27 protein-coding genes are annotated in these 26,646 nt (G+C 60.2%); 16 read left to right on the top strand and 11 right to left on the bottom strand.

The window, feature by feature from the left end; all coding sequences use genetic code 11:
• The first annotated feature begins 150 nt into the window (after positions 1-150).
• The 3 genes from FHX09_RS02940 to FHX09_RS02930 all read left to right on the top strand — a co-directional run bounded on the left by FHX09_RS02940 (position 151) and on the right by FHX09_RS02930 (position 4,348).
• Positions 151-1,233, top strand: a complete 1,083-nt coding sequence (locus FHX09_RS02940) for a substrate-binding domain-containing protein (RefSeq protein WP_132589401.1) — start codon at positions 151-153, stop codon at positions 1,231-1,233.
• Positions 1,234-1,311: 78 nt separating this feature from the next.
• A complete protein-coding gene (locus FHX09_RS02935) occupies positions 1,312-3,564 on the top strand; it encodes an ABC transporter permease (RefSeq protein ID WP_132589399.1) in 2,253 nt (750 codons plus the stop codon).
• Positions 3,557-4,348, top strand: coding sequence for an ATP-binding cassette domain-containing protein (locus FHX09_RS02930; RefSeq protein WP_007798413.1), 792 nt, complete (start codon positions 3,557-3,559; stop codon positions 4,346-4,348). The genes FHX09_RS02935 and FHX09_RS02930 overlap by 8 nt, the downstream gene beginning before the upstream one ends.
• 37 nt (positions 4,349-4,385) lie before the next feature.
• Here FHX09_RS02930 and FHX09_RS02925 read toward each other — a convergent pair whose 3' ends face one another.
• The 7 genes from FHX09_RS02925 to FHX09_RS02895 form a co-directional block, all read right to left on the bottom strand.
• The gene (locus FHX09_RS02925; RefSeq protein ID WP_132589397.1) at positions 4,386-4,907 is read right to left on the bottom strand and encodes a TIGR02281 family clan AA aspartic protease; all 522 of its coding nucleotides are present in this window, start codon (positions 4,905-4,907) and stop codon (positions 4,386-4,388) included.
• Positions 4,908-5,056: 149 nt separating this feature from the next.
• Positions 5,057-5,686, bottom strand: coding sequence for a uracil phosphoribosyltransferase (upp, locus tag FHX09_RS02920; protein WP_024313419.1), 630 nt, complete (start codon positions 5,684-5,686; stop codon positions 5,057-5,059).
• A 106-nt stretch (positions 5,687-5,792) separates the two neighbouring features.
• The gene (locus tag FHX09_RS02915; RefSeq protein ID WP_132589395.1) at positions 5,793-6,761 is read right to left on the bottom strand and encodes an adenosine deaminase; all 969 of its coding nucleotides are present in this window, start codon (positions 6,759-6,761) and stop codon (positions 5,793-5,795) included.
• Positions 6,758-7,978, bottom strand: coding sequence for a phosphopentomutase (locus tag FHX09_RS02910; RefSeq protein ID WP_132589393.1), 1,221 nt, complete (start codon positions 7,976-7,978; stop codon positions 6,758-6,760). Before FHX09_RS02910 ends, FHX09_RS02915 begins: the two co-directional genes overlap by 4 nt.
• Positions 7,979-8,075: 97 nt before the next feature.
• Positions 8,076-8,651, bottom strand: coding sequence for a TadE/TadG family type IV pilus assembly protein (locus tag FHX09_RS02905; RefSeq protein ID WP_132589391.1), 576 nt, complete (start codon positions 8,649-8,651; stop codon positions 8,076-8,078).
• Positions 8,651-9,268 carry a TadE/TadG family type IV pilus assembly protein gene (locus tag FHX09_RS02900; protein WP_132589389.1) on the bottom strand — a complete coding sequence of 206 codons (618 nt, stop codon included), beginning with the start codon at positions 9,266-9,268 and terminating at the stop codon, positions 8,651-8,653. The genes FHX09_RS02905 and FHX09_RS02900 overlap by 1 nt, the downstream gene beginning before the upstream one ends.
• A gap of 114 nt (positions 9,269-9,382) precedes the next feature.
• A complete protein-coding gene (locus tag FHX09_RS02895; RefSeq protein WP_132589387.1) occupies positions 9,383-9,793 on the bottom strand; it encodes a pilus assembly protein N-terminal domain-containing protein in 411 nt (136 codons plus the stop codon).
• A gap of 403 nt (positions 9,794-10,196) precedes the next feature.
• Between FHX09_RS02895 and FHX09_RS02890 the strand changes: the two genes are divergently transcribed.
• The 10 genes from FHX09_RS02890 to FHX09_RS02845 all read left to right on the top strand — a co-directional run bounded on the left by FHX09_RS02890 (position 10,197) and on the right by FHX09_RS02845 (position 19,698).
• Complete coding sequence (locus tag FHX09_RS02890) at positions 10,197-10,391, top strand: Flp family type IVb pilin (RefSeq protein ID WP_007798388.1); 195 nt, start codon at positions 10,197-10,199, stop codon at positions 10,389-10,391.
• An 84-nt stretch (positions 10,392-10,475) separates the two neighbouring features.
• On the top strand, positions 10,476-10,988 hold the full coding sequence (locus tag FHX09_RS02885; RefSeq protein ID WP_132589385.1) for a prepilin peptidase: 513 nt from the start codon (positions 10,476-10,478) through the stop codon (positions 10,986-10,988).
• Between the two features lie 110 nt (positions 10,989-11,098).
• Entirely contained in the window at positions 11,099-11,914 is an 816-nt protein-coding gene (cpaB, locus tag FHX09_RS02880) for a Flp pilus assembly protein CpaB (RefSeq protein WP_132589383.1), read from the top strand.
• A gap of 11 nt (positions 11,915-11,925) precedes the next feature.
• On the top strand, positions 11,926-13,431 hold the full coding sequence (locus FHX09_RS02875; protein ID WP_132589381.1) for a type II and III secretion system protein family protein: 1,506 nt from the start codon (positions 11,926-11,928) through the stop codon (positions 13,429-13,431).
• A gap of 17 nt (positions 13,432-13,448) precedes the next feature.
• Positions 13,449-14,180: a CpaD family pilus assembly protein gene (locus FHX09_RS02870; RefSeq protein ID WP_132589379.1), complete on the top strand. Its 732-nt coding sequence runs from the start codon at positions 13,449-13,451 to the stop codon at positions 14,178-14,180.
• Positions 14,181-14,197: 17 nt separating this feature from the next.
• A complete protein-coding gene (locus FHX09_RS02865; protein WP_132589377.1) occupies positions 14,198-15,475 on the top strand; it encodes a CtpF protein in 1,278 nt (425 codons plus the stop codon).
• 29 nt (positions 15,476-15,504) lie between these two features.
• Positions 15,505-16,974, top strand: a complete 1,470-nt coding sequence (locus FHX09_RS02860; protein WP_132589375.1) for a CpaF family protein — start codon at positions 15,505-15,507, stop codon at positions 16,972-16,974.
• 4 nt (positions 16,975-16,978) lie between these two features.
• A complete protein-coding gene (locus tag FHX09_RS02855; protein ID WP_007798366.1) occupies positions 16,979-17,986 on the top strand; it encodes a type II secretion system F family protein in 1,008 nt (335 codons plus the stop codon).
• A 13-nt stretch (positions 17,987-17,999) separates the two neighbouring features.
• On the top strand, positions 18,000-18,983 hold the full coding sequence (locus FHX09_RS02850; protein ID WP_007798363.1) for a type II secretion system F family protein: 984 nt from the start codon (positions 18,000-18,002) through the stop codon (positions 18,981-18,983).
• Between the two features lie 82 nt (positions 18,984-19,065).
• Entirely contained in the window at positions 19,066-19,698 is a 633-nt protein-coding gene (locus FHX09_RS02845) for a LysE family translocator (RefSeq protein WP_007798360.1), read from the top strand.
• Positions 19,699-19,700: 2 nt separating this feature from the next.
• Here FHX09_RS02845 and FHX09_RS02840 read toward each other — a convergent pair whose 3' ends face one another.
• Positions 19,701-20,531, bottom strand: coding sequence for a tetratricopeptide repeat protein (locus tag FHX09_RS02840; RefSeq protein WP_132589373.1), 831 nt, complete (start codon positions 20,529-20,531; stop codon positions 19,701-19,703).
• 141 nt (positions 20,532-20,672) lie between these two features.
• Here FHX09_RS02840 and FHX09_RS02835 point away from each other — a divergent pair, with 141 nt between their 5' ends.
• From FHX09_RS02835 to FHX09_RS02825, 3 genes are all read left to right on the top strand, one after another.
• Complete coding sequence (locus tag FHX09_RS02835) at positions 20,673-22,061, top strand: M17 family metallopeptidase (protein WP_132589372.1); 1,389 nt, start codon at positions 20,673-20,675, stop codon at positions 22,059-22,061.
• 117 nt (positions 22,062-22,178) lie between these two features.
• Positions 22,179-22,529, top strand: coding sequence for a MarR family winged helix-turn-helix transcriptional regulator (locus FHX09_RS02830; protein ID WP_132589370.1), 351 nt, complete (start codon positions 22,179-22,181; stop codon positions 22,527-22,529).
• A 10-nt stretch (positions 22,530-22,539) separates the two neighbouring features.
• Complete coding sequence (locus FHX09_RS02825) at positions 22,540-23,397, top strand: NlpC/P60 family protein (RefSeq protein ID WP_132589368.1); 858 nt, start codon at positions 22,540-22,542, stop codon at positions 23,395-23,397.
• On the opposite strand, the gene FHX09_RS02820 is transcribed toward FHX09_RS02825, so the two are convergent.
• Genes FHX09_RS02820 through FHX09_RS02810 form a run of 3 tightly spaced genes read right to left on the bottom strand, consistent with a single transcriptional unit; the run spans position 23,390 to position 26,629 of the window.
• Positions 23,390-24,781 carry an amidase gene (locus tag FHX09_RS02820; protein WP_132589366.1) on the bottom strand — a complete coding sequence of 464 codons (1,392 nt, stop codon included), beginning with the start codon at positions 24,779-24,781 and terminating at the stop codon, positions 23,390-23,392. The genes FHX09_RS02825 and FHX09_RS02820 overlap by 8 nt on opposite strands.
• A gap of 32 nt (positions 24,782-24,813) precedes the next feature.
• A complete protein-coding gene (locus FHX09_RS02815) occupies positions 24,814-25,680 on the bottom strand; it encodes an ABC transporter permease (RefSeq protein WP_037083579.1) in 867 nt (288 codons plus the stop codon).
• A gap of 1 nt (position 25,681) precedes the next feature.
• Entirely contained in the window at positions 25,682-26,629 is a 948-nt protein-coding gene (locus tag FHX09_RS02810; RefSeq protein WP_132589364.1) for an ABC transporter permease, read from the bottom strand.
• Positions 26,630-26,646 lie beyond the last annotated feature (17 nt).

Genomic DNA, 26,646 nt, shown 5'->3' with positions numbered 1-26,646 from the left:
CGAAGAAATTCGCCCCTACGATGAGTTCGCCGTTTACTTGCATTGGAATTGCGCAGAATATTAGCGCATGGGAGGAAGCCTTCGGGCCTTCGCTCTCTATAAATTGCGCCCGAACGGCTTTCCTCCCTTTGGCTCAAGGGAGGACTAATCATGAGGCGGACTTTGCTGTACGCGGCGTCGGCTGCGGTACTGTCGCTCGGCGTTACGCATGCATTTGCGCAGTCGGGTGGGGTTGAGAAAGCGGTTGGCGGCTATGATTTTGCCGAAGCTGCCAAGGAAGCGCCCGAGACGAAAAACTTCCATTCGGCTGATGGTCATTTGACCTTCGCGATTGTGACGCATACGGCAGGCAATGGTTTTTTTGACCCCGTCTATGTCGGTGCAACCGTTGCCGGCAACATGATCGGTGCCAAGATCCTGCTGCTCGGCTCGGAATCACCGGTTGACGATCCGGCGCGTGAGATCGAGATCCTGAACCAGATTGTCCAGGACCCGACAATCGACGGCATCATCATGACAACGCCGCAGGTCGGCGCCTACAATGACATCGTCAAGGCAGCCAAGGCGGCAGGCATACCAGTCGCCACAACCAACTCGTTCGATGCAACGATCCTGAACCGCAACGGCATAAGTCACACCGGCCAGGATGCATCGGCTGCGGCAATCGGCGGCGAGGCGCTTGCCAAGTGCGTGCTTGACAGCGGCGCGACCAGCGGCTCGATCCTGCTGCCGTCGTCTACCGCGATGGGCAACATCGAGGTCAATAATCGCGTGACCGCCGCCTTCAACGCCATCGTCAAGACGCTGAAGGATGCCGGCAAGCTTGACGCCTTTAAGGTTGATGCCGGACCGGAGAATGTCGGCATAGACACGAACCCGAATGATCCCGTCAACGCGCTTGTTTCGCTCTTCGAGTCCCGTGGCGACGCAGTCGGCGCGTTTACAGCCAACAACGTCTTTACGCCGCCGCTCGTGAAGGCGGTCGCACAGATGGGGAAGACCGGCAAGTTCTGCGCCTTTGGGTTCGATCTCGGCCCGGCACAGCAAGAGGGGATCGCCGCTGAAAACCTGACCGGCTCCCTGGGGCAGCAACCCTTCCTGCAGGGCTTCTGGCCTGTCATGCAGCTTTACCTCCAGATCGATCGCGGTATTTCTGCCGCCAACCTGGACACGCGTGCCCAATTGGTGACGAAGGAGAACGTCGCAAAAGTTGGCAAGCGCTTCGAGAACTAACGGTTCGAAACGCCTGAGATCGATGCGGGATAACGCAAGCCTCCCGCATCGCGACGGCAAGATTGATCGGCGGAAACCATGGCGTCCACGACGACATCGCTAGGCCGTGCGCCGCCTCAGCTCGTCGGCGGCTGGGAGGCTGGGCTGCTGATATTCCTCGCCCTGCTCTACCTCGGCGGCGCCGTCGTTAATCCGGCCTTTTTTGGCTCTACGGAAGCCCTTCTGGCGCTACTTCGCGATACATCCCGTGTCGGAATCATCGCGGTCGGCATGACCTTTGTCATCGCCAACAAGGATCTCGATCTCTCGGTCGGCTCCACCTACGGCCTGATCGCCGTGGTTTTCGCCAGGCTTTTTGCGTCAAACATCCTCGACTTCGGCGTCATCGAGTCCGCAATCTTCTGTTTGCTGCTCGGCACAGTGATTGGCCTCATCAACGGCGTCCTCGTGACGATCCTGAGAGTGCCCGCCTTCATTGCAACGCTGACGATGCTTTTTATCGGTCGCGGCTTCGTTCTCGCGCTTACGCACGGTCAGGCGATCTATTATTCCGGCAAAGCCAAAGACTATCCGCTCTTCTTCCATCTCGGAGAGATCAACGTTTTCGGTTTCAATAACCAGATCGTAATCTTCCTCCTCGTCGCCATCGTCGGTGCCTATGTACTCGCCAAGACCCGGTGGGGCTATGAGACCTTCGCGACCGGGGGAAACGAGCAAGCTGCTGCCTATGCCGGCATCAACACGCGGTGGGTACGCATTCGCGCTTATCTGCTATCATCGCTTTGCGCGACGCTTTCCGCGCTCCTGTCAGCTGCGCAGGACAAGGGTGTCACCCCTCTCTACGGCGTCAGCTGGGAACTTACTGCTATCGCATCTGTCGTCATTGGCGGCGCATCGATTCTCGGCGGGCGCGGGCGCGTCATCGGATCTTGCCTAGGCGCCGCAGTCGTCGTGCTGATCGACAAGGTGTTGCGCGAAGGCTGGCCGATCACGCGCACCGTCGTTATCGATGGGGAGAGCATTGCCGTCGGCGCCAGGTTTACCCTGCCCGCCGGTGCCGTATTAGTTTTCTTGGGCCTGCTTCTTGTCACAGCCGTGCTCATCGAACCCTTCCTCATTCGACGTCAGATTGCTGCCCGGTTCTGGGCCTGGCTCCGCAGTCGACCACCGCCGCCAGCCTATGAGACCAGCGGCGTGGCGCTGGAAGGTGTCCAGACTAAAGGGGCGATGGCGACCGATATTGCACTCTCAGCCACGGGGCTCGGCAAGTTCTTTGCGCGGCGCGACGCGTTGGCCATCATCCTGACTGCGGTGCTCTGGTTGGCCGGTCTGGCGCTGAGGCCGGACTACTGGTGGAACTTGCCCAACACCTTTGCGATCTTGCTCAACTACACAGAACTGGCGCTCATTACCGTCGGGCTCACCTACGTCATTGCAGCCGGCGATATCGATCTCTCCGTTGGGGCCGTGCTTGCGCTTGCCGGGAGCACCGCCGCCTATTTCCTGAAGGTGCTGGGCGCCGATCCATTTACCGCCGTGGCGATGGGTCTGCTTGCCGGGACGGCTGCCGGTTTCGTCAATGCCGTCGTCACAGTCGGCTTCAAGCTGCCGGCCTTCGTCGCCACGCTCGGTATGTTCTACATTGCTCGAGGTCTCGCCGCCTGGTTTGTCGCCGGCCAGCAATTGACCGGCTGGCCCGAAGGCTACAACCTGCTTGGCCGTAAGGTGAATGACGTTCTCCTGCATTTCGGCCTTTCGCTATCATCGGGAATCATTCGCACCGTGGCCGAGGTCGTCAGCATCCAGACGATCTTTATGTTTTTCGTCGCCCTCCTCGCCGGCATCGTGCTTGCCTACACACCGTTCGGACTGAAGGTCTGCGCTGCGGGTGGCAACGTCCGCGCGGCCGCTTATGCCGGCATCAACACCAACCGCGTGCGTTTCATCTCACTGATGCTGGCCGCTCTCTGCGCGACCATGGCCGGGATCATCAACGTCGCTTACTTCCGCAGCTTCAACCCGGTTGCCGGCCAGTTCCGAGAGCTTGACGCCATCGCCTCCGTCATCATCGGCGGCGGATCGATCTTCGGCGGTTACGGAACGATGATCGGCTCCCTTGCAGGTGCAGCCGTAATCACGCTCGTCCGTGCACTCCTGCAGCTCAACGTCCAGGGCTTCAGCATGCCGCAGCACTGGATCAATGTCTTCATTGGGGTCATCCTCATCGTGGCAGTGCTGATCGACATCTGGGTGCGACAGGCCAATCTCTTCGGCCGACTGCGAACCCGTTTCGCGGCAGCCGCGCCAACGGGAGAGCGCATCCATGGCTGACATACAGCCCTTACAGCCGATTGTGGAAATGCGGGGCATCGAAAAAGCCTTCGGAGCAGTGCAGGCGCTCCGCAAAGTCGATCTCATCCTTTATCCTGGCGAGATTCTTGGCTTGGTCGGGGACAATTCGGCCGGCAAGTCGACGCTCATGAAGATCCTCACCGGCGCCTATCAGCGCGATTCCGGCGAAATCCTGGTTGCCGGGCAACCGGTGTATTTCAAGAGCCCGCACGAGAGCCGTGGCGCCGGAATAGAGATGATCTATCAGGACTTCGCACTTTGCGGGAACATGGATGTCGGCCAGAACATCTTCCTTGGCCGCTGGCCCCTCAAAGGCCCCTTCGTCGATCGACGGAAAATGTATGCCGAAGCGGACAGCGTTCTGAAACGGCTCAAAGTCGACGTGAATTCCGTCTATCAGAAGGTCGAGAGCCTATCGGGTGGCCGCCAGCAATCCGTGGCCATTGCCCGCGCGATCTCCTTCGAACCGCGCGTCGTGATCCTCGATGAGCCGACCGCCAACCTTTCCGTCATGGCCACCGAGCGGCTGCTCGAAACCATGCTGGAGCTGAAGAAACAAGGCGTTGCCCAAATCATTATCTCGCATCGTCTGGTCGACATTTTTGCGGTGGGCGATCGCGTCATGGTTCTCAAGCGCGGCGAGTATGTCGGCGACCGCTATGTCAGGAACACGGACGAGCATGAGGTCCTGGAGATCATTGTCTCCGGCACCCGGGAGAGTGCACTGACGGCCGACGAAGCGAGAAGCGTTGATCGGTCATGATGCCGCACGCGCAAGAAGGATCCCGATACCGGATCTTCTATTGCTTCAAACTGAGCGATCCGTCTGCAACGGAATAGGAGGCAAGTTTGCGCAGGAAGCTCATGCCGACGAGCGTGAAGGAAAGGGCATCATCCTTCAGCACGAAAGCCTCCACGTCGCGCACGCGGATGCCACCGATTTCCACCCGATCTAATATGACGTGCGCCGCCTTCGTGGTGCCGTTGGCAGTGTTTACCGAATAGCGGAAATCGAGCTGGTTGCCGGTATAGCCAAGGCGTCGGGCGAAGCTCTCGTTCAGCGCGACATAGGTCGCGCCTGTGTCGATCAGGCCCTGGACCTGTCGACCGTTGATCCTGAAGTCTCCTGAGTAATGTCCCTGGGCATCGGCCTGCAGGCGCATCGTGCCACCATTAACCGCCACGGCAGGCACCTGCTCGGCGCTGCCTGTTACGAAGTTGGCCGAGACGACCGCTTCGCTTCCGGGTTTTCCCATGAGGGACGGTATTTGTGTGGCAAGCGCAGCAGCGACGCTTGCAAAAATTACGGTACGCAGGAGCATCGGGACAGAAATCCTTCCTGTATAAACCCCGCGTCATGCGTGGCCATGCTTCTACCTGCTACGCAATAATTGCTGACAAGTTGCTAATGCCGGCAAGCAAATGGCCCGGCAAGCGTGTCCGGGCCATCAACTGGTAAACGGTTTGCGAATTATTTCGTGCCGTACATGCGATCCCCGGCGTCTCCGAGGCCGGGCATGATGTAGCCCTTCTCGTTCAGATGGCTGTCGATGGAGGCGGTGAAGACGGGAACATCGGGATGCGCATCGCGGAAATTCCTGATGCCCTCCGGCGCGGCCAGAAGGCAGAGGAAGCGAATGTTGTGGGCTCCGCGTTCCTTGAGCTTGTCGATCGCGGCGATCGACGAGTTGCCGGTCGCAAGCATCGGGTCGACGACGATGATCAAGCGCTCGGAGATGTCTTCGGGAGCCTTGAAGTAATATTCGACCGGCTGCAGCGTCTCGTGATCGCGGTAGACGCCGATATGCGACACGCGCGCCGACGGCACAAGGTCGAGCATGCCTTCGAGAAGGCCGTTGCCGGCCCGCAGGATCGAGGCGAAGACAAGCTTCTTACCCTCAAGGATCGGCGACTCCATCGTCTGCAGGGGAGTCTCGATGGTCTCCATCGTGAGCTCCAGATCGCGGGTCACTTCGTAGCAGAGCAGCGTGGAGATTTCGCGCAGGAGCCGACGGAAACTTCCGGTCGATGTCTCCTTGCGCCGCATGATCGTGAGTTTGTGCTGCACAAGCGGGTGATCGATGACCGTTACGCCGTCCATGGCCGGGCCCTTTCTGTCGTTGTTCTTATCGGATGTTTCTTCCATGGAAATTGCCTCCACCGCAAGAGCGGATGCCATTTTGCAACCCGATCCCAAGGCGAGCCGATCACATCCGGGCAAAAAGCGCCCGGCGCGTCGGTTCATCAACGAAGGCTGCCTCGATACCAGTTCGCGTCATCTCATCGATTGCGGCATCGCTGAAGCCAAAGGCATCGGCGGCCAACTCGTACTCGCGCTTCAGCGACGTGTGGAAGAACGGCGGGTCGTCCGAACTGATCGTCACGCGTATACCGGCGTCCTTGAGTTTTCGCAGCGGGTGCGATGCGAAATCCGGAAAGACCTTCAGCGCGATATTGGAGCCGGGACACACTTCCAGCACCGTTCCGAGATCGGCGAGCCGCTTCACGAGATCCTGGTCCTCGACCGCGCGCACGCCATGCCCAACGCGCGAGGGCCTGACAACGTCAAGCGCATCGGCAACGCTAAAGGCACCGCACACTTCACCAGCGTGAATCGTGAGGCCAAGCCCCGCATCACGCGCAATATCGAAGGCACGCGCATAATCGGCGACCCGACCCATCCGCTCCTCACCGGCAAGATTGAAACCAGTGATGAGCGGATTCTTTGCCTTGGCAGCATATTCCGCGGCGCCAATGACACTCTCAGGACCGAAATGACGCTCCCCCGTGACAATCAGACGTGCCTCGATACCGCTTCTCGCCTTCGCACGGCGAATTCCCTCGCACACGCCCTCGATGTAAGCGTCCGCGCCAAGCCCGATCCGCTTGCCATGATCGGGAGACACGATCAGCTCGCTGTAGATCGTGCCTATAGCGGCGAGTTCCTCAAGATAGGTTTCGGTCAGCAGCGCGTAGTCTTCCTCGGTCTTGTAGACCTCGGAGACCTTATCGTAGCATTGCAGAAAGCTTGCGAAGTCATGCCAGACATAGGCGCCATCGGCCAGGTAGCTGCTGATGTCGATGTTGTACTTGCGGGCCTGCGCCAAGGTAAGCGTTGGCGGTGCTGCACCTTCCAGATGGCAGTGCAGCTCGACCTTCTTCAAATGCGATGTCATAGAAAACTTCTCCCCTGCGCGCCAGGCGGAATGCGCAGATGCCGGGCGATCGTCTCGCCGATATCAGCATAGGTGGCGCGTATGCCGATATCGCGAGAACGAAGCCCCGGTCCATAGGCAATGATCGGCACCCGTTCGCGCGTGTGATCCGTGCCACGCCACGTCGGATCGCAGCCGTGATCGGCGGTCAGGATGACGAGATCGCCGGGCTTCAGCTTGCCACCCACTTCGGGTAGCCTGGAATCAAAGGCTTCAAGGGCGGCGGCATAGCCCGCTACATCCCTGCGATGGCCATAGACCATGTCGAAATCGACAAAGTTAGTGAAAACCAGGTCGCCATCCTCGGCGGTGTCCATGGCTGCGAGGCTCGCATCCATCAGCGCCTCATTGCCATTCGCCTTGACCACCCGGGACACTCCCTTATGCGCAAAGATGTCGCCGATCTTGCCAATGGCATGGACCTTGCGACCTTCCTTGACCAACCGATCGAGAAGTGTCGGCTCGGGCGGCGGCACCGAGAAGTCGCGCCGGTTTCCGGTACGCTGAAACTTGGAGGCGGTTTCCCCAACGAACGGACGCGCGATGACGCGGCCGATGTTATGGTGGTCCAGCAGCGCCCGCGCGATCGTGCAGAAGGTCATGAGCCTGTCGAGGCCGAAATGCGTCTCGTGCGCGGCAACCTGGAAGACGGAGTCGGACGAGGTGTAGCAGATCGGCTTTCCGGTCCGGATATGCTCTTCGCCATGCCGGGCAATGATGTCGGTGCCGGAGGCATGACAATTACCGAGAATCCCCGGAACGTCCGCGGCCCTGCAGAGCGCCTCGACGAGTTGCGGTGGGAAGGCTTCGCCCTCAGTCGGAAAGTAGCCCCAGTCGAATGTTACCGGCGTCCCGGCGATTTCCCAGTGGCCGGATGGGGTATCCTTGCCACGCGAAACTTCGGTGGCCGAACCGAACATCGCATAGACCTTTTCCGGCACTGGCATACCGGCCGGGAAGCCTCCCGACGCGGCCTTGGCGAGATGGACCAGACCAAGAGCCGACATATTCGGAAGCTGGAGGGGGCCCGAGCGCAATCCCTCGCGATCGGCAGCGCCTGCCGCACAGAATTCCGCGATGTGTCCGAGCGTGTCGGCGCCCTCGTCGCCGTAGGCAGCCGCATCCGGCGCCCCGCCGACACCAAATGAATCCAGAACGAAAAGAAAGGCTCGCGCCATGCTCCACCTAGCGACAGAAAATTGACGGCCCGCGCATCACGGACCACTCCTGAAGCCTTATAACGGCAGAGCGGACTTGGCAAACGAGCTTGGGGCGTCAGCAATCGCCGCAGGTGACGGTATCGCTTGCGCGGGGCAGGTAATAATAACTGCGGCTGATCGTGATCGTGCTGTTGTTCGGTACCAAGTTCGGCGCAAACAGGAACAGCTTGTACGGAATGCTCAGTTCGGTACGAACCAGAAAGATATTCGCTTTCTTCATATCGGCGGGCACCGTCGTGGCGGAATTCGTCACGTATGGACGGCTGCCATCCTGCGCCCACGACCATGCGACCGTCGGGTTTGCGCTACCATCGAGGGCGATGCCCGTGATCTTGATGGTAAGGCCGGTCGAACCATAGGGAACGAACACCGCGGAGGCGACCGAGGGCATATCGGCAAGCCAGGACTTGGTTACGCTCTTTTGTTGCGTCACGACATCCGTGATCATCCCGGCTGCACGGCTTGCACGCTTGCTCATGCTGAGACCAATCGTGATCTCGAATGCGCCGACATAAAGCATCACCAGGATCGGGAACAGGATGGCGAACTCGATCGCACCCACGCCCTGCCGGTCGCCGACGAAGCGTCTTGCGAGCCGATGAAGCCGGATCAGTACACCACGGCCTGCCATTACGGGTACTGCTCATTCTGGAACGCCGTCGTGGCGACCATCAGAAAGTATGACGACGACCCATCGGCCGGGCGGACGTTTGTAATATAAGGCCTGATCAGGTCGGTTATGACTTGCCAGCGATAGTAGGCCCGAACCATGTTGATCGTGCCCGAGCCACCGGGAAGATATTTAAAATCAGAGGTTTTGATGTCGGCGTAGGCGCTGGTGGACGTCTTCGGTATCGTCGTGGGAATGGCGGCAAAGGTGGCGAAGTTCTGTACGTCGATGAACAGCTTGCTCGGGGTGGCCACTTCCGTTGTAGAGCACTTTATCAGAATCGAAATCTCGTTGCAGAGCGCCGTCCGAAAAGCTGCCGCATCCGTATTCGCGGGCGTGATTTGTCCCGTTCGCATCTTGCGGCTCATCGTATCCACCGCATTGGACAGGAGTTCCTCGCCGGCAAAGGCAATGAATGTCTCGATGATTGCAAAGACCACCATGAAATAGGGTATGGCGAGGAGTGCAAATTCGATCGCGGCCGACCCGTCGCGAGAGTGCGCAAATGCGGCTAACCGCGACCGCGTCCGCCGATGGGGGCGGGAGGCCGCGTCCGCCGCTTGATCCGTTTCCTTCATGGCATGCATCCGGGACAGCTTCGACCACACGGTTTTAAAGGGTGATCGTTGATTTTCCGTTTCAAGCCGGATCAGAAGTTTAACGGAGGTTCACCAACGAGATCTGGCGTCTAACTATTGGGTCGCCGCTGCAGCCTCGGTTCCTTGCTGGCTATGCTGTTCGCAATTGGGGGTACAGGAAAGGACCGAGCGCTCCGTCTGACGAAAGACACGGACGGTGTTTGCCTCGTCGATAGAGACTAGGATGCTTTCGTCCAAGATCGCATTGCCATCCGCGTCGAGCAGCACAAGGTTGGTGGTTCCAAAACTACGTCCGGTCAGCACGATCGTTTTCGCATCGGCGACTGTAGCATCCGCAACCTTGGCATTGCCGACGATGACCTTGCTCACCGGGCGATCAAGCTTCAAAACGCGCGCCTGGTCCATATAGACCCGCAGAACATCCTGCTGCGCAAACACGGGCTCGCTAAAGCCGGCGGCGGCAAGAAAGCTGGCTAGGATGATCCTCTTGCCACTCGGCGACATTTTGATTCTCTCTCAAGAGTTACGGCGATTTTACGAAACAGCATGAGAAAAATTGGTGAACGAAGCTTTAATTCCATTTTTGATCTGTCCGCAATCCCGACTTGACGCGCCATTTGGAGACACCTTACGTGGATGGAAGCCTATTTGAGCGCCATTTTGAATATCGGCGGAACATCCCCAGGTCTTCGGAGGCTCAACTACTAAAGGGCACGCAGACCTTTCCCTAAAATTCTAAACAATGACGCAAGCCGATACTTACCGTTCTCAAGTGTTGGTTGGCGTTTACGAAGTGGTAACCTAACTCTTTAAGTTGATAGAAACAGCGGCTCGCTAGATTGTGGCAATCCGATCAACGGCAACAGTTGGCGGACGTGCTGAACATCAACTGGAGTTAGGAGTTACCATGACCAAGCTTGTTAGCCGTTTTCTGAAGGACGAATCCGGCGCGACCGCAATTGAATACGGCCTGATCGCAGCGCTTATCTCTGTCGCGCTCATCACCGGCGCAACCGCACTGGGCGGCAAACTGAACAACCTCTTCAATGGCCTGTCCAACAAGATGAACAGCGCCTGCGGCACCGGCAACATGACCTGCTGATGCCAAGCCGCCGTTGAGGAAAGAGGCCGTCCTGACCCTCAGGACGGCTTTGCATTTTGTCCGGCTTTCGAGGTAAATCGGGTCATGACTTCAAGCGTCATCATTACCATCTTTCCGATGTGCCTGGCATTCGCGGCGGTGATGGACACATTGACGATGACCATCCCGAACCGCATCTCAGCAATTCTTTTGCTGTCTTTCCTTGCGCTGGCCCCCTTCATTGGGATGGATTGGCAGACGTTCGGCTACCATTTACTCGGTGGCGCCGTCGTGTTTGCTTCCTGCTTTGTCTTCTTCGCCCTCAACATTATGGGCGGGGGGGATGCCAAGCTGCTGACTGCCGCAGCCGTCTGGTTCGGTTTCGGAGAACCGCTGGTGGAATTCATTGGCTATGTCGGCATCATGGGTGGCCTCCTGACCGCAGCCATCCTCATGGTACGAATGCAGAGCGACGTGATCACGACAATCGGGTTGCGAGTACCGGATTCGCTTCTCGTCGCCAAGAAGATCCCCTATGGCATTGCTATCGCTGCGGGCGGTTTTATTGCTTTCCCGTCCTCACCGCTTTTCATTGCAGCGTTGCAAAACTTGAAGTAGAAGCGCTTAAGCTTCTGTTAACTTAAAATCGAAGCCTTTCATTAACTATAATTACACCAATTGCAGGCCATTCTTCGGGGCGAATATCGCGAATCCCCGAGGAATGATCGATGAAACCCGCCCGCCTTATGATACTTGGAGTGGCTGTCGTTGCGGCCGGCCTTGCCGGCGTGCTGGCGATGAGCCTCGCGGGCCGCGGTTCCGTCGTCACCCAGGTTCAGTCGGTCGTCGAGAAGGAGCCGACTGTCAACGTGCTCGTCTCCAGCGCCAATCTGCCGGTCGGCGCACGATTGGATGACAAGGCGGTTCACTGGATGGGGTGGCCGCAGAGTGGCGTCGTCCAGGGCTTTATCACCGAAGCCGACAAGCCCGACGCGCTGAAAGACATGCAGGGCGCCGTCGTTCGCCTTCCTATCTTCGAGGGCGAGCCGATCCGCGCGGAAAAGATCGCCGATTCGAACAGCCGCATCATGTCCTCGCTCCTGCCCTCCGGGAAACGTGCCGTCGCAACCGAAATTTCGGTTTCCACGGGTGCCGGCGGCTTCATCCTGCCGAACGACCGCGTCGACGTCATCATGGTCCGCAAGTCCAAGGAAGCCGACAAGTATCTGACCGAGACGGTGCTCAGCAATGTGCGCGTGCTCGCGATCGACCAGCAGATCCAGGAAAAAGAGGACGGCTCCAAAGCGGTCGTCGGAACGACCGCAACCCTGGAGCTTACTCCTGACCAAACCAAAGTGCTGGCCGTTGCCCAGCAGATGGCCAACCGGCTGTCGCTGGCATTGCGCTCCGTCGCCGACGCCCAGGAGCAGGATACCAGCGCTGCGGACTACCTCCTCAGCGGCGACAACGGCAGCGCCATGGTCCAAGTCATCAAATCAGGCTCAATCGTTACAGACAGCAGCAGCGCGCCGAAGGCCGAGTAAAGGAAATGGGAATGGGCAATTTGAAGCGCCATATGAAGCCCTTGATGGCGGGGTGCTTGTCCTTTGCGATCGGGTTCTCCGGCATGGCGCCGGGCTTTCTTGCTCTCGTCCTCGGCGCAAGGGCCGCCTGGGCCAATTCCGACGGGATGGTCACGATAACCCAGACGGGTCCCGGTGCTCATCGCAGCCTGAAACTCGGTCTGAAGAAGGCGATCGTCGTCGATCTGCCCGCCGATGCCCACGATATCCTCGTCTCGGACCCTTCCATGGCCGACGCAGTCACCCGCAGCTCGCGTCGCATCTATCTTTTCGGCAAGACGGTCGGGCAGACGAACATCTTCATTTTCGGCGCTGACGGCCAGCAGATCGTCAGCCTCGATATCGCGATCGAGCGCGATGTCGCTGGCCTCGAAGCCAATCTCCGGCGCTTCATCCCGGACTCCTGCATCAAAGTCGAGATCGTGTCAGACAACATCGTGCTGACCGGTACGGTACGCACGCCACAGGACGCTGCCCAGGCGGCCGACCTTGCACAGGTCTTCCTGAAAGGTGGCGAAGCGACAACGCGTACGGAAACAGCCAGTGGCTCGGGCGGTGAAGGGTCAGTGGCACTGTTTGCTGAAGGTCGCCAAGTCTCGCAGGTGGTCAATCTCCTGCAGATCCAGGGCGAGGATCAAGTGACGCTGAAGGTCACCATCGCCGAGGTGCGTCGAGAGGTGTTAAAGCAGCTCGGCTTCGACAATCTGGTTTCGAATTCGGGGGGGCTGACTGTCGCGCAACTGGGTTCTCCGAGCGTTAATGGCGCAACGGCGACAATTGGCGGCGGTCTGGCAGCACTCTTCAAAAGCTCGATTGGAAAGTACGATATCTCGACATACTTGAGCGCGCTTGAGCAGGCCAAGGTGGTCAAGACGCTGGCGGAGCCGACCCTGACCGCGATTTCCGGGCAGGCCGCGACGTTCAATTCGGGCGGCCAGGTACTCTATTCCACAACCGACAACGACGGCAACACGACGATTGTCCCCTACAACTACGGCATCAATCTCGCCTTCAAGCCGGTGGTTCTTTCCTCCGGTCGCATCAGCCTGGAGATCAAGACGAACGTATCGGAGCCTGCACCTTCGGTGTCCGGCTCGACGCCAACCTATCAACGCCGCTCTGCCGAGACTTCCATCGAGCTTCCCTCCGGCGGCTCGATCGCGCTTGCTGGCCTGATCCGCGATAACGTTGCCCAGACCTCGAACGGTACGCCCGGCGTCAACAAGATCCCGCTGCTTGGCACACTGTTCCGGCAGCGCACGGTCGAGCGTGACGAAACCGAGCTTGTTATCATCGCAACGCCCTATCTCGTCCGCCCGGTCGCCCGCAATCAGCTCAACCGTCCGGATGACAACTTCAGCCCTGAGAACGACGCTGCGGCTTTCCTGCTCAATCGCGTCAACAAGGTTTACGGCGGCCGCGAAACGCCCGTCGCCGACGCTCAATTCCATGGCTCCATCGGGTTCATCTACAAATGAGCGCGGCAGGATCAGCAATGGCACAACACAGAGATCAGCCGATGGCCCGCAAGCAGAACACTGTGCATGAATCCCGCCTTTCGAAATCGCTGCTGACCATGGTCGCGGTGGCGGCCGCCCTGCTTTCCGGCTGCGCCTCCCACGACGAACTGACGACCGGCGGCATCCCCGACGACTATCGCCAGCGCCACCCGATCGTGGTGGCCGAAGCCGAGCAATCGGTCGATATCCCGGTCGCTTCAACCGATCGCCGCCTCAACATCGCCCAGCGCGACATGATCCGCGGCTTCGCGCAGAACTACACGTCGCGGGCGACCGGACCGGTCTATCTGCTGACGCCCGAGGGATCGCCAAATGCGGCAGCCGCCCGTCAGTTGCGCGGCCAGGTGCGCGCCGAACTCTCGGCCCGCGGCGTCGCGAGCTCCAAGATCGTCAACAGCTCTTATGCCGCCACCGGTGCGGGCGACGCAGCGCCCATCCGCCTGACCTTCGTGGGGACGACAGCGATGACCTCGCAGTGCGGTCAATGGCCGAGGGACATGATCAACGATTTCAGCAACCAGAACTACTACAACTTCGGCTGCGCGACGCAGAACAACCTGGCTGCACAAATAGCGAACCCGGAAGACCTAATCGCGCCTCGCGGCATGACTCCGATCGATGCGACCCGCCGCAACGCCGCGATCAAGGAATATCGCGAACGGACGAGCAATATCGAGGAAGTCAGCGGCAGCGCCAACAGCTTCTGATCGGGGTAGGACCGAAAATGAGTACCGTCGAATACGAGATCAAGAATACCACCGAGCTACGCAACGCCGAGGACGCCATTCGCATGGCCGAACTCGAGAACATGCGCCCACTCCCTCGCATATCGGTGCACGCCTTCTGCGAGAGCGAAGAATTGCAGCGAGTTGTGGAACGCTGCAGCCATGATCGGCGCATGTCCAAGGTCGGCTTGCGGATCACCAGCGGCGGCATCGCAGCCGCGGCGAACATGTTCGCGACAGCGCCGACACCAAATCTGATCATTCTCGAAACCAAGGCGGGAGCCGCGAACCTGCTGAGCGAGCTGGCGCCGCTTGCCGCCGTTTGCGACCCTTCCACCAAGGTCATCATCGTCGGTTACTACAACGACATCGCGCTTTACCGCGAACTCGTGCGCAACGGCATTTCCGAATACATGGTCCAGCCAGTCGCCATGCCCGACATCATGGCGGCGATGGCGACGATCTTCGTAGACCCGGATGCCGAGCCGCTTGGCCGCAGCATCGCCTTCATCGGCGCCAAGGGCGGTGTCGGCTCATCGACGATCGCCCACAATTGCGCTTTCGGCATTTCCAACCTGTTTTCGACCGAAACGATCCTGGCCGATCTCGATCTGCCCTATGGCACGGCCAACATCGACTTTGACCAAGACCCAACCCAGGGCATTGCCGAGGCCGTCTACGCGCCTGACCGGCTGGATGAGGTATTTCTCGACCGTCTGCTGACGAAATGTTCGGAGCATCTATCGCTGCTCGCTGCCCCCTCGCTTCTCGACCGCGCCTATGATTTCGAAGGACAGGCGTTCCAGCCTGTTCTCGATGTCCTTCAGCGCAACGCGCCTGTCACCGTACTCGACGTGCCTCACGCCTGGTCGGAATGGACGCGCTCCGTGCTGGCTAGCGTCGACGAGGTTGTCATCTGCGCGTCGCCCGATCTCGCCAACCTGCGTAACGCCAAGAACATGATGGACGCGTTGAAAAAGATGCGGCCCAACGACAAGATGCCGCATCTGATCCTCAATCAGGTCGGCATGCCGAAGCGGCCGGAGATCAGCCCCTCCGACTTCTGCGAGCCACTGGAAACCGATCCGATCGCGATCATCCCCTTCGATGCCAACCTCTTCGGTAACGCGGCCAACAGCGGCCGGATGATTTCGGAGATGGATGCAAAGTCGCCAACCGCGGAAACATTCTCGCAGATATCGCACGTCGTAACCGGGCGGATTGCTATCAAAAAGGCACGGAAGGGCGGTTTGCTCGGCCTGCTGAAACGCAAATGACGCCCGCCAAGAGTGGATTGGAATAAGGCATGTTCGGAAAGCGCGGAAACGAGGGTTTTGGCAAGGCGGGTGGCGCGTTCGCACCGCCTCCGCCGGCGCAACAATCCTCCCCGTCAGCACCCGCGGTTCTGGTCGAACCGCAGCGCGAGCCTCCGCGTCAACAGGTTTCACCACCACCGATGCAGACGCCGCAGCGAAAGCGTCCTACCCGTACAGACGAATATTACGATACCAAAGCGCAGGTCTTCTCCGCGCTGATCGATACGATCGATCTTTCGCAGCTTGCCAAGCTCGACGGTGAAAGCGCACGCGAAGAAATCCGCGATATCGTCAACGACATCATCACGATCAAGAACTTCGCGATGTCGATCTCCGAGCAGGAAGAACTGCTCGAGGACATCTGCAACGACGTTCTCGGCTATGGTCCGCTCGAACCGTTGCTTGCACGAGACGACATCGCCGACATCATGGTCAACGGTGCTGGCCAGACCTTCATCGAAGTCGGCGGCAAGACGATCGAGTCCGAAATCCGCTTCCGCGACAATTCGCAACTGCTGTCGATCTGCCAGCGCATCGTTAGCCAGGTTGGCCGTCGCGTCGATGAATCAAGCCCGATCTGCGACGCCCGTCTGCCCGACGGCTCCCGCGTCAACGTCATTGCGCCGCCGCTCGCCATCGACGGACCGGCACTCACGATCCGTAAGTTCAAAAAGGACAAGCTGAACCTCGAGCAGCTCGTTCGCTTCGGCGCCATCACGCCGGAAGGCGCGACGCTGCTCCAGATCATCGGCCGCGTTCGCTGCAACATCGTCATTTCGGGTGGTACCGGCTCGGGCAAAACGACGCTGCTCAACTGCCTCACGCGCTACATCGACGCCGATGAGCGCGTCATCACCTGCGAAGACACGGCCGAACTGCAGCTGCAGCAACCGCATGTGGTGCGCCTGGAAACCCGCCCACCAAACATCGAAGGCGAAGGTGAGATCACCATGCGCGATCTCGTCAAGAACTGCCTGCGTATGCGTCCGGAACGGATCATCGTCGGTGAAGTGCGCGGACCTGAGGTCTTTGACCTGCTGCAGGCAATGAATACCGGTCACGACGGCTCCATGGGCACGATCCACTCAAACTCGCCGCGCGAATGCCTCAGCCGTATCGAGTCGATGATCGCAATGGGTGGTTTCACACTGCCGGCGAAAACGGTGCGCGAGATCATCTCCGGCTCGATCGATATCATTGTCCAGGCGGCGCGCCTGCGCGATGGCTCGCGTCGCATCACGCAGATCACCGAAGTAATCGGCATGGAAGGCGACGTCATCATCACCCAGGATTTGATGCGCTACGAAGTTGAAGGCGAAGACGCCTCCGGCCGTCTGATCGGAAGGCACAAATCGACCGGTATCGGCAAGCCGCATTTCTGGGACCGCGCACGCTACTTCAACGAAGAAAAGCGCCTTGCCGCCGCCCTCGACGAAATGGAAGCCAAGTCCAAGGATTAGTAAGATGTTCGGGTTCGATCCTGTCGTGTTGGCCATTATCGTGCTTGCCGCCGTCGCGGCCGGTGCCGTTTGCTATGGCCTTCTCTTCGCGCGGATCGAGACCGAGAAGAAGTCGGCAAACCGCGTCAACCGTGTCGTTTCGGCTGAGGCTGACAAGGCCAGCGTCAAGGCGGCTCGTGACCGCGTCCAGGAAATGTCGAAGCGCCGCAAATCGGTGCAGGACAATTTGAAGGATCTCGAGAAGCGCCAACAGGAAAACACCAAGAAGAAGCTGTCGTTGAAGTCGCGGCTGACGCAGGCCGGTCTCCGGATCACACCCGGGCGCTTCTATATGTTCAGCGCTATTTTTGGCCTTGTCCTGATGTTCGTCGCGTTCCTGGCCGATGCACCTGTTATGGTCGTGCTCGGCCTGCCCATCATTGCCGGGCTTGGGCTGCCGCGCTGGGTGCTTGGCTTTCTGATCAAGCGGCGTCAGAACAAGTTCCTCGCGGAGTTTCCCAATGCGCTCGACGTCATCGTGCGCTCGATCAAGTCTGGCTTGCCATTGAACGACGCCATCCGGCTCATTGCCAACGAGGGCAAGGACCCCGTGAAGAGCGAGTTTCGTCGCGTTGTGGAATCGCAGCAGGTAGGTCTCAGTGTGCCGGATGCCTGCGCGCGTATGAGTAACTACATGCCGCTGCAGGAAGTGAGCTTCTTTGCGATCGTCATCGCGATCCAGTCACAGGCAGGCGGCAACCTCTCGGAGGCCATCGGCAACCTCGCCAAAGTGCTGCGCGACAGAAAGAAAATGAAGGCGAAGGTTAAGGCACTGTCGATGGAAGCCAAGGCCTCGGCCGTCATCATCGGTGCGCTGCCGTTCATCGTCGCAACGCTCGTCTATCTGACATCGCCCCAATACATGCTGATCCTGTTCACTGACCCTCGCGGCCATCTGATCATGGGCGTTTCGGCGGTCTGGATGTCGATCGGCATTTTCGTCATGCGCAACATGGTCAATTTCGACATCTGATGGAGGACGGGCCGTGTCATCTGATCTCGCTAGTAAACTGACAGATCCCGCCATGCTGATCGCGGTGCTGGTCGCGATCGCGGTTTTCGCCAGCCTCTACACCGTCGCCATTCCGTTCTTCGAACGTGGTGACCTCAACAAGCGCATGAAGGCTGTTTCCACAGAACGCGAACAGATCCGCGCCCGGGAACGCGCGCGCATGAACGCCGATACGAGCGGAAAGACCTCGCTTCGTACCCAGAACAACCGTTCGGTTCGGCAGATCGTAGAGAAGTTCAACCTCCGCGAGGCGCTGGTCGACGAAAACACCATGAACAAACTCCGCGCCGCCGGGTTCCGCTCGGAAAATGCGCTGAATATGTTCCTTGTCGCGCGTTTCCTGCTGCCATTCCTGTTCTTCGGCCTTGCAGTCTTCTGGGTCTTCGGTCTCGATCATCTGGCCGACAAGCCGACGCCGATGCGCTTTCTCGTGACACTTGGCGTAGCCTATGTCGGCTTCTATGCGCCGAATATCTTCATCTCCAATCGGATGTCGAAGCGCCAGCACTCCATCAAGCGTGCCTGGCCCGACGCGCTCGACCTGATGCTGATCTGCGTCGAGTCGGGTATTTCGATCGAGGCAGCCATGCGCCGTGTCTCGGAAGAGCTGGGCGAGGCCTCCCCGCCGCTGGCGGAAGAAATGATCCTGACGACGGCCGAGCTCTCCTTCCTTCCCGACCGACGCGTTGCGCTGGAAAACCTCGGCCTGCGGACGCAGATCCCATTGGTGCAGTCCGTCACCCAGGCGCTGATCCAGGCGGATCGCTACGGCACACCGGTTTCGCAGGCACTGCGCGTTCTGGCGCAGGAAGGTCGCGACGAACGCATGAACGAGGCTGAGAAAAAGGCTGCCGCCCTGCCGCCGAAGCTCACGGTGCCGATGATCCTGTTCTTCCTGCCGGTTCTCGTCGCCGTCATTCTCGGCCCGGCTGGCATCCAGGTCGCCGACCGCTTCTAGCCAGCCATTTCCGCCGGGCTGGTCATCTCAAAGCATTGCGCATAGGTTGGACGACATCTCCGTAAGCCGGCAGGAGCCGTTGATGTCGTCCCTAAGCATCTTCCTGAGCATCATCGCTGCTCTCTCTATCGGGGCGATAAGCCCCGGCCCGAGTTTTGTTCTCGTTTCACGCATTGCAATGTCGCGTTCACGTCTCGACGGGCTTGCGGCGGCGCTCGGCATGGGGATTGGTGGCGTTGCGTTCAGCATCTTGGCGCTCGCGGGACTGACCGCGCTGCTTTCGCAATTCGAATGGCTCTATCTGGTTCTGAAGGTGGCTGGCGGAGCCTATCTCGTCTACATGGCCTTCAAAATCTGGCGCGGGGCACGCGAGCCGATCCATGTCGGTGATGCGGGAAGCGATCGTCGGGCACTCGCCCGAAGCTTTACCACCGCCTTGCTCACGCAGGTTAGCAACCCCAAGACGATCGTCGTCTACGCAAGCATCTTTGCAGCTTTGCTGCCGAAGACGGTTCCACTCGGGCTTATCTTGGCGCTGCCGATCGGCGTCTTTGCGGTTGAAGCCGGCTGGTACACGGTCGTGGCGCTCGCATTCTCGGCCAGACATCCGAGACGGCTCTATCTGGCTGCAAAGACGTGGATCGATCGCCTGGCCGGGACGGTCATGGCCGGCCTCGGCGTACAGCTCGTCACCTCGGGGCTGGCCGGCCGCTGAGGTCAGTTGGTGCTGGTGGGAGCGCTACTGGCGCTATCCTTGGCCGCAAGCTTCTGCCAGGAATTCTGCTGCGACAGCATCGAGCGCAGATAGGCGACGTTGGCATCGGCCTGCAGCTGCGAAAGCTCTCCGCGCGCAATCTTCTCTGCCTCAGGGAACCGGCCCTGAAGACCAATGACCAGTGCGAGATTCTGGCGGACCCGGCTGTCGGCCGTGGGCTGCTCTGCCGCCTGGCGCAAATAGGTCTCGGCTGTCCGCAGGTCGCCGGTCAGCACATAGGACATGCCGAGATTGGACAGGATCGATGCCTCGCCTGGTTGGATGTCGAGCGCTTCACGGTAGCGCTGGCGGGCTTCGGCGGAGCGGCCGAGCTGATCGAGGATGGCACCTTCGGCCGATGTCAATTTCCAATCGGGACGGTCGGGCGTTTGGGCGCGACCGATCGTATCGAGCGCCTGCTGCAGTTGACCGGCTGCGGCCTGAGCTTTTCCGTAGGCGGCCAGAACGTTTCGGTCGTTCGGGTTGGCGATCGCAACCTGTTGCATGACGGCCAGTGCCTGGGCATCGCGGCCCTGCATGCGCAGCAGGTTGGCGTAGTTCACGCCATTGGCGGCATCACGAGGATTCTTCTCGTATGCTTGTCCGACGCGCTCGGTCGAGCTGCGCAGCTCGACTTCATTCATCGTTTCGACCGGCTTGGTGAGCGTCGGCACGGATCCGGTCGTCATGCGGTCCTTCGTCGTCGTGCAACCGGCAAGCGCCAGTACGACGAGCGCAGTCGCGACGCCCTGAAAAACACGGGTTTCAAGCAGAGTATTGGCCGAAGCAGGCATCGTGCGTCCCTGAGATCCGAATCGGCGTCTGACCTCAAAACGGAACAGGGAAAGGTTTTGACGCAATCTTCACTCCAGCAATAATCTGTTAACCCTAACAGACCGTTAAGACGCGATTCCCGGACGCCCCAAAGGATACTCATGGCACCCTATCAGTTCATCGAGAGACCGACACCGTTCAACAGCAAGGGCGGCTCGACGCTGCCGATCTTTGCCGTCACCCCGGCGCATATCGAAACGGGCACGATCGACCCGATCGCACTCGATTGGGCCAAGAAGGCGGGCTACAAGGCCGAGAGCGGCTCGCTGCTGCTCATTCCGACGGACGAAGGTCATCTCGGTGGCGCGCTGTTCGGGCTCGGCACCAATCCGTCCGAACAACCCTACATCACCGGCAAGCTTGCGCGCGCGCTGCCGGCCGGCGACTGGCACATCGAAACGGCGCCGCTCACGGCAAACCGCCTTTCACTTGGCTTCGGCCTCGGCAGCTATCGCTATGACCGGTACAAATCGGAGAAGACCTCGGCGCCCACGCTAACGATCCCGCGCGATGCCGATGGAGCTGACATCAAGCGGCAGCTGGCCGGCGTCTTCCTGGCACGCGACCTAATCAATACGCCGACCAACGACATGGGGCCGAACGAATTGGAAGCAGCCTTCCGCGGCCTGGCGGCCCACTACAAGGCCGAGATCAATGTCGTCAGCGGCGACGACCTCCGACAGAACTTTCCGCTCGTCCATACCGTCGGCCGCGCCAGCGCCGATGCGCCGCGCCTGCTCGAATTGCGTTGGGGCAAGAAGGGGCACCGCAAGATCACGCTCGTCGGCAAGGGCGTCTGCTTCGATACCGGCGGTCTCGATATCAAGCCGGCGTCTTCGATGCTGCTGATGAAGAAGGACATGGGTGGCGCGGCAAACGTCATGGGCCTCGCCTTGATGATCATGGACGCCAAGCTCAAGGTCGATCTCAGGGTGATCATTCCTGTCGTCGAAAACTCGATCTCGTCCAATGCCTTTCGCCCGGGTGACATCTACCGGAGCCGCAAGGGGCTGACGGTGCAGATCGACAATACGGACGCCGAAGGCCGTTTGATCCTCGCAGATGCGCTTGCCTATGCAGATGAGGACGCGCCGGACCTCTTGATCGACATGGCGACGCTGACGGGTGCTGCCCGCGTGGCGCTCGGTCCCGACCTGCCACCCTTCTTTACCGATGATGCCGAACTCGCTCAGGACCTGACTGAAGCAAGCCTCGAGACGGACGATCCCCTTTGGCGGCTGCCGCTCTACGCCGGCTATGAAAAGGACATTCGCGCCAAGTTTGCCGACATCACCAATGCGCCGGCGGGCGGCATGGCGGGTGCGATCACTGCCGCCCTGTTCCTCAAGCGCTTCGTCTCCAACACTACGCGCTGGGCGCATTTCGATATCTACGGCTGGGCGCCGTCCGAACGACCGCACTCTCCTGGCGGCGGCGAGGCGCAGGCAATTCGCGCGCTCTACCATCACATCCGGCAGAGCGTGCGCTAGGCGACGATCGTTAAAATTTTATTTACCTTGACGGGCGGCAACGTTTGCCGCCCCATTGCTTCGGACGGTGCACTGCCGGAAAATGGAACGCGAGCGTAACGAGTTTCCGGAGGACCCATGCCGATCGAACTGACGGCTTCGCAGGCGTTGGGCCTGTGGCATGGTGTGACGCTCGATCAAGTGAGGCTCGACGATCGCGATTTGACGTTGCGCCAGATGGCGATCCTGCTGCATATCTATCTCGTGCCGCCGCCGCATACCGTGCGCGGCCTGGCGTCGACGCTCAACGTGACCAAGCCTGTCATTACACGGGCACTGGATACGATGGGAGATATGGGTCTGGTCGACCGTGTGCGCGACGAACGCGACCGGCGAAACGTCGTGATAAAGCGCACCGTCGGCGGGGCGCTTTATCTGGAAAAGCTTGGTGATCTCGTGCGCGACAAGGGTCGCCGCCTGACACCGTGAAAGGGATACGATGACGATGCTCGATCGCCGCCTTCATGCCTATCGACCGGACCTCGCCGAGGCTGGACTGGAAGGACGTGTGGAAGCCTTGCGCTTCGTTCCTGGCACACGGGCCCGTGTAGGCGTGCCGGTCGTTGGGCTCAGACCCGCGCCGGATCTCGCCAAGGGAATCGATACCGAACTGCTCCTCGGCGAGGACGTCACCGTGTTCGACCGTGCAGAGGGCTGGTGCTGGGTCAAGGCCGCCTCCGATGGCTATGTCGGTTATCTGCCGGAAGCCGCCCTTTCGGGTGCGCTGGTCGAGCCCACGCATATCGTCACGGTTCAGCGGACGTTTCTCTATCTGGAAGCCGAGCTGCGCAAGCCCCACAAGAGCATCTTGTCCATGGGCAGCCGGGTTCGGATTGTCGGCGAGGCCGAAACGCGCGGCAACCGCTATGCGATGCTGGAAGACGGCACGGCGATCTTTGCCAAGCATCTGCAGCCGATCGGCGCAGGCGAAGGGGGCGACTATGTCGACGTGGCAAGCCGATTCATCGAGACGCCTTACCTGTGGGGCGGTCGCTCCGGGCTTGGCATCGACTGCTCAGGCCTCGTCCAGCTTTCGATGCTGATGACCGGACGAAGCGCGCCGCGCGACACCGACATGCAGTCGGCAAACCTTGGGGAGCCGATCGGTCGGTCGGAACTGCGCCGAGGCGACCTGGTTTTCTGGAAGGGTCATGTTGCCGTTCTGGAAGATTCGGAAACGATTATTCATGCCAACGGACATACGATGACGGTTGCTCGCGAAAACCTCGAGGAGGCGATCAAGCGCATCGGCTGGCTTTACCAGCAGCCGACGGGCTATCGCCGCCCGGTCACCTGACCGGCGGCTTCGGCCATGACCTAACACCGCCTGTCCAGCTCTCGAAAGCCTTCGACAGCCTCAGCACCAGCATATCGTCGAAGCGCGGACCGACGATCTGCAGGCCGATCGGCATTCCGGATCGCGAGAAACCGCAGTTGATCGACGCGGCGGGCTGCTCGGACATGTTCCACGGCACGGTGAAGCAGATGTGCTCGAAGGGACGCGTCGGATCGTTCGTCGGCGAAGCCCAGTCTGCCGGATAGGAGACAATGGGGTTGGTTGGCGAAATCACGGCGTCGACCTTCGTGAACAGCAGGCCGCAGCTTTTGCGCATCTCGATCGTCCGATTGAAGCCCCTGACGGCCTCGGCACCGCTGATGGAGGCGCCGCCTTCGGCCCAAGTGTAGATGTAAGGCAGAATTCTGGTTCGACGCTCCGGGCTCAGATTCTCGATATCGCCCCAGAAGCGGGAACGCCAGAATGTGTCCAGTCCGTCGAGCATCACCCGCGTCAGAACAGGCTGAACCGGAGTGACAATTGCGCCCGCATCTTCAAACCGCTGACCGGCCACCTCGACCGCCGCACGTACCTCGTCGTCGACCGCAAGGCCACATCCCGCATCGAGCATCAACCCGATCCTTAGGCCGCGGAGATCCGTGTTGAGGTCCATCCAGTCGATATCGTTCGGGGGCAGGCTGGTGCCATCACGCCAGTCAGGGCGCGAGAGCGTGGCCATTGCGTAGGCGGCATCCTCGACGGTGCGTGTCATTGGCCCGGCGCAGCGGCCGACATAGAACGGATCGACAGGTATGCGGCCGTGGCTCGGCTTGAAGCCGAAGATGCCTGTCCAGCCAGCCGGCAAGCGCACCGAGCCACCGATATCGGTACCGACGTGCAGAGGTCCGTAACCCGCGGCGGCCGCGGCAGAGGCCCCGGCGCTCGATCCTCCAGGATTGCGCGTCGTATCCCAGGGATTTCGGCTCAGAGGATGGAAGCTCGAGAGGCCTGAGGAGAGCATCCCATAGTCCGGGCAGGTTGTCTTCGCAAAGATCACGGCGCCGTCCTCGCGCAGCCTCGCGGCGGCGGGGGCATCCTCGGTCGCAGGCACCAAGTCGACGGCTCTGGTCCCGAGCGGCACCGGTTGCCCCTTGGTGGCGATTAACTCCTTCAGCGTCGCCGGGATGCCGTCGAGCGGGCCGAGTGTCCCGCCTTTCATCCATCGGTCGGTCGAAGCCTGCGCCTGCTTGCGCGCCGCCTCTGGATCGTAGGCGTAAAGGGCGCAGATGGCGGGCTCCCACGCTTCGATGTGTCGCTCCAACGCCAACCAATATTCGAGCGGCGACAGGCTGCGATCGGCAAAACGCTGCCTCAAGTCACGGATCGTTAAGTCGGTTTCGGACATGGCATGGTCACCCGAGGCTGTGGTTTCGAAAACTAACGGCGATTCGCCTCGCGAGGGTCGAGCATGTCGCGCAGCCCATCGCCAAGCATGTTGAAGCCGAAGACGCAGAGCGCGATGGCAAGCCCAGGCAGGATTGCCAGCCACGGCGCGAGCGCAAGGTAAGTTTGTGCGTCAGCAAGCATACGGCCCCAGGTAGGAGCCGGTGGCGCGATACCGAGGCCAAGGAAGCTGAGGCCCGCTTCCGTCAGCACTGCCAGCCCCAATTGGATCGTCGCCTGGACGATGATCTGGCTGATGATATTGGGCAGCACGTGTCGGACGGAGATCGTGAAGCGGCTGTTCCCGATTGCGCGAGCGGCGAGCACATAGTCGCGGCTCCACGCCTGCAGGGCTGTGGCAAGCGTGACCCGCGCAAACACGGGAATCATAAATGTCGCGATTGCAGTGATCGCCGTCAGTCGACCCGGACCGAGAAAGGCTCCCAGCATCATTGCCGAGAGGATCGGCGGCAATGCGAAGACGACATCGCAGGCGCGCATCAGCAATGTTTCGAATGTGCCCCGCACGGCGGCGGCCGCGATACCGGCGATTGATCCGAGCGTCCCGCCGATCAACACGGCGGCGATGGCGATCGAAAGAGAATTCCAGCAGCCGACCATCATCATCGAAAGGACGTCCCGGCCAAACTGGTCGGTGCCGAGAACGCCGAACGCCAAGGGCGGCTGCAGCTTGTGAACGATCTGCATCTTTGCCGGCGGCAGCGGTGTCCAGACAAGCGACAGCAACGCGACGACAACAAGAACAGCAATGATCCCGCCGCCCACCACCAGACCCGTTCTCCGGCTAATTTCAAATCGCCGGCGCCGAGCGTTCATTTGATTGGATACGATAGGCGCCATATCAGACGCCTTTCCGCAAGCGCGGGTCGATCGCCAAATAGGAGAGATCGACGATGAAGTTCATGACAACAACGAGCGCGGCAAAGAACAGCACGACATCCTGCATGACGATGATATCGCGTTGCGACAACGCCTGATAGGCAAGCCGACCGAGGCCTGGGAGGTTGAAAACGTTTTCGACAAGAACCGCGCCCGCGACCAGGAAAGTGAACTGTAAGCCCAGGATCGTCAAAACGGGAACGAGGGCATTCGGCACCGAATGGCGCCACAGGACCCGGCGCTTCGACAGTCCCTTGGCAAGCGCTGTTCGCGTGAAATCCTCATGCATGGTCTCCAGAACGGCGGAACGCGTGACGCGCGTCAGGACGGCTGCCTGCGGCAAGGCGAGCGCTATTGCGGGCATAACAAGTGCCTTGAAAGCGGGCAAGATGCCGACACCCCACCCCGGGAAACCTCCAGCCGGCATCCAGCCGAGCGCAGTCGAGAAGAGCATGATCAGCAACAGGGCCACCCAGAAACCGGGAACGGCGATGCCGATCTGCGAAAATACCGAAGCCACTGCATCCGGCAGCCCACCGCGATGCGCGGCCGCCAGGACACCCAGAGGCATGGCGATGGCGACGGAGAGCGCAATTGCCATCAGCGCCAAGGGGAGCGTCACCGCCAATCTCTCAAGGATCAGCCCGGCCACCGGCACGCCGTAGGTATAGGATTGGCCGAGATTGCCGCGGAATACGCCGGCGAGCCATTCACCATAGCGCCACAAGAGCGGCTGATCGAGACCAAGTTCATGACGGAGAGTTGCCAGCGTTTCCGGCGAAGCCGACGTACCGAGCATGATGGAGGCCGGATCGCCCGGCAGAAGATCCATCACAGCAAAGATCAACAGGGAAACGACGGCGAGCGTTGCGATCAGACCAACAAGACGACGGGACAGAAGGGCTATCATTTCACGTCCGGTACTGT

Source organism: Rhizobium sp. BK538, assembly GCF_014197575.1.
GTDB lineage: Bacteria > Pseudomonadota > Alphaproteobacteria > Rhizobiales > Rhizobiaceae > Rhizobium.
This window is presented reverse-complemented; position numbering and strand designations above follow the sequence as displayed.

Bases quoted from the DNA above. Each gene is read 5' to 3' on its own strand.
- FHX09_RS02940 (WP_132589401.1), top strand. From the start codon at position 151: ATGAGGCGGACTTTGCTGTACGCGGCGTCGGCTGCGGTACTGTCGCTC.
- FHX09_RS02935 (WP_132589399.1), top strand. From the start codon at position 1,312: ATGGCGTCCACGACGACATCGCTAGGCCGTGCGCCGCCTCAGCTCGTC.
- FHX09_RS02930 (WP_007798413.1), top strand. From the start codon at position 3,557: ATGGCTGACATACAGCCCTTACAGCCGATTGTGGAAATGCGGGGCATC.
- FHX09_RS02925 (WP_132589397.1), bottom strand. From the start codon at position 4,907: ATGCTCCTGCGTACCGTAATTTTTGCAAGCGTCGCTGCTGCGCTTGCC.
- upp (WP_024313419.1), bottom strand. From the start codon at position 5,686: ATGGACGGCGTAACGGTCATCGATCACCCGCTTGTGCAGCACAAACTC.
- FHX09_RS02915 (WP_132589395.1), bottom strand. From the start codon at position 6,761: ATGACATCGCATTTGAAGAAGGTCGAGCTGCACTGCCATCTGGAAGGT.
- FHX09_RS02910 (WP_132589393.1), bottom strand. From the start codon at position 7,978: ATGGCGCGAGCCTTTCTTTTCGTTCTGGATTCATTTGGTGTCGGCGGG.
- FHX09_RS02905 (WP_132589391.1), bottom strand. From the start codon at position 8,651: ATGGCAGGCCGTGGTGTACTGATCCGGCTTCATCGGCTCGCAAGACGC.
- FHX09_RS02900 (WP_132589389.1), bottom strand. From the start codon at position 9,268: ATGAAGGAAACGGATCAAGCGGCGGACGCGGCCTCCCGCCCCCATCGG.
- FHX09_RS02895 (WP_132589387.1), bottom strand. From the start codon at position 9,793: ATGTCGCCGAGTGGCAAGAGGATCATCCTAGCCAGCTTTCTTGCCGCC.
- FHX09_RS02890 (WP_007798388.1), top strand. From the start codon at position 10,197: ATGACCAAGCTTGTTAGCCGTTTTCTGAAGGACGAATCCGGCGCGACC.
- FHX09_RS02885 (WP_132589385.1), top strand. From the start codon at position 10,476: ATGACTTCAAGCGTCATCATTACCATCTTTCCGATGTGCCTGGCATTC.
- cpaB (WP_132589383.1), top strand. From the start codon at position 11,099: ATGAAACCCGCCCGCCTTATGATACTTGGAGTGGCTGTCGTTGCGGCC.
- FHX09_RS02875 (WP_132589381.1), top strand. From the start codon at position 11,926: ATGGGCAATTTGAAGCGCCATATGAAGCCCTTGATGGCGGGGTGCTTG.
- FHX09_RS02870 (WP_132589379.1), top strand. From the start codon at position 13,449: ATGGCACAACACAGAGATCAGCCGATGGCCCGCAAGCAGAACACTGTG.
- FHX09_RS02865 (WP_132589377.1), top strand. From the start codon at position 14,198: ATGAGTACCGTCGAATACGAGATCAAGAATACCACCGAGCTACGCAAC.
- FHX09_RS02860 (WP_132589375.1), top strand. From the start codon at position 15,505: ATGTTCGGAAAGCGCGGAAACGAGGGTTTTGGCAAGGCGGGTGGCGCG.
- FHX09_RS02855 (WP_007798366.1), top strand. From the start codon at position 16,979: ATGTTCGGGTTCGATCCTGTCGTGTTGGCCATTATCGTGCTTGCCGCC.
- FHX09_RS02845 (WP_007798360.1), top strand. From the start codon at position 19,066: ATGTCGTCCCTAAGCATCTTCCTGAGCATCATCGCTGCTCTCTCTATC.
- FHX09_RS02840 (WP_132589373.1), bottom strand. From the start codon at position 20,531: ATGCCTGCTTCGGCCAATACTCTGCTTGAAACCCGTGTTTTTCAGGGC.
- FHX09_RS02835 (WP_132589372.1), top strand. From the start codon at position 20,673: ATGGCACCCTATCAGTTCATCGAGAGACCGACACCGTTCAACAGCAAG.
- FHX09_RS02830 (WP_132589370.1), top strand. From the start codon at position 22,179: ATGCCGATCGAACTGACGGCTTCGCAGGCGTTGGGCCTGTGGCATGGT.
- FHX09_RS02825 (WP_132589368.1), top strand. From the start codon at position 22,540: ATGACGATGCTCGATCGCCGCCTTCATGCCTATCGACCGGACCTCGCC.
- FHX09_RS02820 (WP_132589366.1), bottom strand. From the start codon at position 24,781: ATGTCCGAAACCGACTTAACGATCCGTGACTTGAGGCAGCGTTTTGCC.
- FHX09_RS02815 (WP_037083579.1), bottom strand. From the start codon at position 25,680: ATGGCGCCTATCGTATCCAATCAAATGAACGCTCGGCGCCGGCGATTT.
- FHX09_RS02810 (WP_132589364.1), bottom strand. From the start codon at position 26,629: ATGATAGCCCTTCTGTCCCGTCGTCTTGTTGGTCTGATCGCAACGCTC.